Genomic DNA, 3,532 nt, shown 5'->3' on the forward strand with positions numbered 1-3,532 from the left:
CAACTCATCCCGATTGCACCTCAACGCGGCACCCAGGAAACCGTCAGCACGTTCTGCGTGGCCGGGAATTTGCTTCACTTGTCATACAAGTAGAAACGTGTCTACGATCTAAGGGATAGACTGACACGTTGATGGACTGCCATTACGGTCTATTCTGCTTGCATTTTCCGCGCCCAGTCTTAGTCACACGATACGAGAACGCCATGAAGATCATCGACTCCATCGTCACCCAAGCCGCCGGCATTGCCGCCGTGCGCCGTGACATCCACGCCCACCCCGAACTGTGTTTTGAAGAGGTCCGCACCGCCGATGTGGTGGCGGCCAAGCTCACCGAGTGGGGCATTCCCATCCACCGGGGCCTGGGCACCACCGGGGTAGTCGGCATCATCAAAAACGGCAGCTCCAACCGGGCCGTAGGCCTGCGTGCCGACATGGACGCGCTGCCGCTGCAAGAGTTCAACACCTTTGCACACGCCAGCAAACACGAAGGCAAGATGCACGCCTGCGGCCATGACGGTCACACCGCCATGCTGCTTGCCGCAGCGCAGCATTTGGCCAAGAACCGCAACTTCGACGGCACCGTCTACCTGATCTTCCAGCCCGCAGAAGAGGGCGGCGGCGGCGCACGCGAGATGATCAAGGAAGGCCTGTTCGAGCAGTTCCCCATGGAGGCCGTGTTTGGCATGCACAACTGGCCCGGCTACCAAGTAGGCCAGTTTGCCGTGAGCCCCGGCCCGGTGATGGCCTCGAGCAACGAGTTCAAGATCACCATTCACGGCAAGGGCAGCCATGCTGCACTGCCGCACAACGGCATAGACCCCGTGCCCGTGGCCTGCCAGATCGTGCAGGGTTTTCAAACCATCATCAGCCGCAACAAGAAGCCGGTGGATGCGGGCGTGATCTCGGTCACCATGATCCATGCCGGTGCGGCCACCAACGTGGTGCCTGACAGCTGCGAAATGCAGGGCACGGTGCGCACCTTCTCGCTCGAAGTGCTGGACATGATAGAGCAGCGCATGCAACTGGTGGCCGAGAACATTGCCACCGCCTTTGGCGCGCACTGCGAGTTCTCTTTCCGCCGCAACTACCCGCCCACCGTGAACCACCCGAACGAGGCCGAGTTTGCGCGCCGCGTGATGGCCGAGATCGTGGGCGAGGCCAACGTGTTGCCGCAAGAGCCCACCATGGGTGCTGAAGACTTTGCCTTCATGCTGCAAGAAAAACCCGGCGCCTACTGCTTCATTGCCAACGGCGACGGCGCACACCGCGAAATGGGCCACGGCGCCGGCCCGTGCACGCTGCACAACCCGAGCTACGACTTCAACGACGACCTGATCCCGCTGGGCGCGACCTACTGGGTGCGCCTGGCCGAGCAGTGGCTGGGTCGGGCCGATACATGATTGGCGTGCCTGAAGCGTTTTCGTCCAGCTACGCGCTGGCGCGGATCCGCTTCATCGAAGCTGCGTCCAACGCGCGGCTGCTGGTGGCCTCGTACAAGCTGGCAGAGACCGGGCGCGAGGGTGAGCAGCTCGCCATGGACGTGGCGCTCGACAGCCCTAGCGATGCCAATGACGCCGAGCGGCTGCTCATCGTCAGCAGCGGCTGCCATGGTGTGGAAGGCTTTTGCGGAAGCGGCGTGCAAACCTTTGCGCTGCACGACGAGGAGTGGCGCGAGAAGGCCCGCGCACAGGGCGTGGCGGTGCTGTATGTGCACGCGCTCAACCCCTACGGCTTTTCACATCTGCGCCGGGTCACCCAGGAAAACGTTGACCTGAACCGCAACTTCCACGACTTCGCGCAGCCGTTGCCGGAAAATCCGGCCTACGCCGCGCTGCAGCCGCTGCTGCTGCCAGCCGAGTGGCCGCCAAGCTCGGCCAACTACAAGGCCATAGATTCGTACGTGGTCACCCATGGGCAAAACGCCTTTCAAGCGGCCGTCTCGCAGGGCCAGCATGCATTTGCCGACGGCATGTTTTTCGGCGGCACCGCGCCCACCTGGAGCAACACCACCTGGCGCGACGTGCTGCGCCGCTACGCCCAGCGCGCACGGCGCATCGCCTGGATCGACCTACACACAGGGCTGGGGCCCAACGGCATTGGCGAGCGCATTTTTGCCGGTCGTGACGATCAGGCGGGTGTGCAGCGTGCGCGCGCCTGGTGGGGCGAAAAACAGGTCACATCGATCTACGACGGCTCGTCTTCTTCGGCGCTGCTGACCGGCTTGATGTTCAACTCGCTGGTCGAGGAATGTGCCCAGGCCGAGTACACCGGCATCGCGCTGGAGTTCGGCACCTTGCCGCTGCTGGAAGTGATGCAGGCTTTGCGTGCCGACCACTGGCTGCACCAGCACCCCGAAGCGCCCGCCGAACTCGCAGCGGAAATCAAAACCCAGCTGCTGCAAGCCTTCTACTGCGACAACGATGCCTGGAAGGGCCAGGTCATCAGCCAGGCACGGCAGGCCATGTTCCAGGCGGTGGACGGGTTGAGCCGCTAAGCCGTCTACGTGTTGCGATGCAGCGCAGCGTTCCATGCCTGGAACGCTGCGAACCACCGGCGCCTCTTCCGCCAGGGCTCATCACCACCATATAAATGGCTTGCAGCACATGGCGTGTTGCCGACCGCAAATGGAGCCCATGATGGACCGCACCCCCACCCCAAATACCCCCAACCTTCGTCCAGCCGAGACCGTGCTGCACCCGCGCAGCGTCGAGCGCCTGGTGGCGGGCACACCCACGTCGGACGGCGCAGGTGTCAAGCTCACGCGGGTGTTGACGCAGCCGCTGCAGTACCGGCTGGACCCGTTTCTGATGCTGGACGCCTTTGGCACCGACAACCCCGACGACTACATTGCCGGCTTCCCCAACCACCCACACCGGGGCTTCGAAACCATCACCTACATGCTGGCCGGGCGTCTGCGCCATCGCGACAGCGCCGGTAACGAGGGCCTGCTGCAAAGCGGCGGTGTGCAATGGATGACCGCTGGCCGTGGCGTGGTGCACTCCGAGTTGCCCGAGCAGGCCGACGGTGTGATGGAAGGTTTTCAGTTGTGGCTGAACCTGCCCGCCAGCGAGAAGATGCGCGAGCCTTGGTACCGTGACATTCCGGCCGAAGAACTGCCCAGCTTCCAAACGGCGGGTGGTGTCAGCGTGCGCGTGATCGCGGGCAGCAGCCATGGCGTGTATGGCCGCGTCGACCGCCCCGCCACCGCGCCGCTGTACCTGGACGTGACGCTGCCCGCTGGCGCGAGCCTGGCCCAGCCTCTGCCGGCAGGGCACAACGCGTTTGTCTACGTCTACCGGGGCGAAGCGAAGATTGGCGATACGCTGGTGCCTCGCCAACGCATGGCGATTTTGCGCAACCAGCCCGCGCGTGGTGCCGCTGGCGCAAGCTTCGACGGCGTGCTGCTCGAAGCGGACGCCGCGGCCACCGAGCCGACCCGGCTGCTGCTCATCGCCGGCCAGCCCCTGAAAGAAAGCATCGTGCAATACGGCCCGTTTGTGATGAACAGTAATGCCGAGATCTTCCAGGCCGT

The 3,532-nt window shown here is 64.0% G+C and carries 3 protein-coding genes; all 3 read left to right on the forward strand.

All coding sequences use genetic code 11. The annotated features are described in order from the left end of the window. Positions 1-203 precede the first annotated feature (203 nt). Positions 204-1,400 (forward strand): M20 aminoacylase family protein, encoded by a 1,197-nt coding sequence (locus tag ACFQ95_RS25870; RefSeq protein WP_422835838.1) that lies wholly within the window; start codon positions 204-206, stop codon positions 1,398-1,400. Further along, on the forward strand, positions 1,397-2,494 hold the full coding sequence (locus ACFQ95_RS25875) for a M14 family metallopeptidase (RefSeq protein ID WP_422835840.1): 1,098 nt from the start codon (positions 1,397-1,399) through the stop codon (positions 2,492-2,494). The genes ACFQ95_RS25870 and ACFQ95_RS25875 overlap by 4 nt, the downstream gene beginning before the upstream one ends. Before the next feature lie 142 nt (positions 2,495-2,636). Beyond that, a partial coding sequence (locus ACFQ95_RS25880; protein WP_422835842.1) for a pirin family protein occupies positions 2,637-3,532 on the forward strand: 896 nt, incomplete at its 3' end.

Source organism: Variovorax sp. HJSM1_2, assembly GCF_049316285.1.
In the GTDB taxonomy this organism is placed as follows: Bacteria; Pseudomonadota; Gammaproteobacteria; order Burkholderiales; family Burkholderiaceae_C; genus Rhodoferax_B.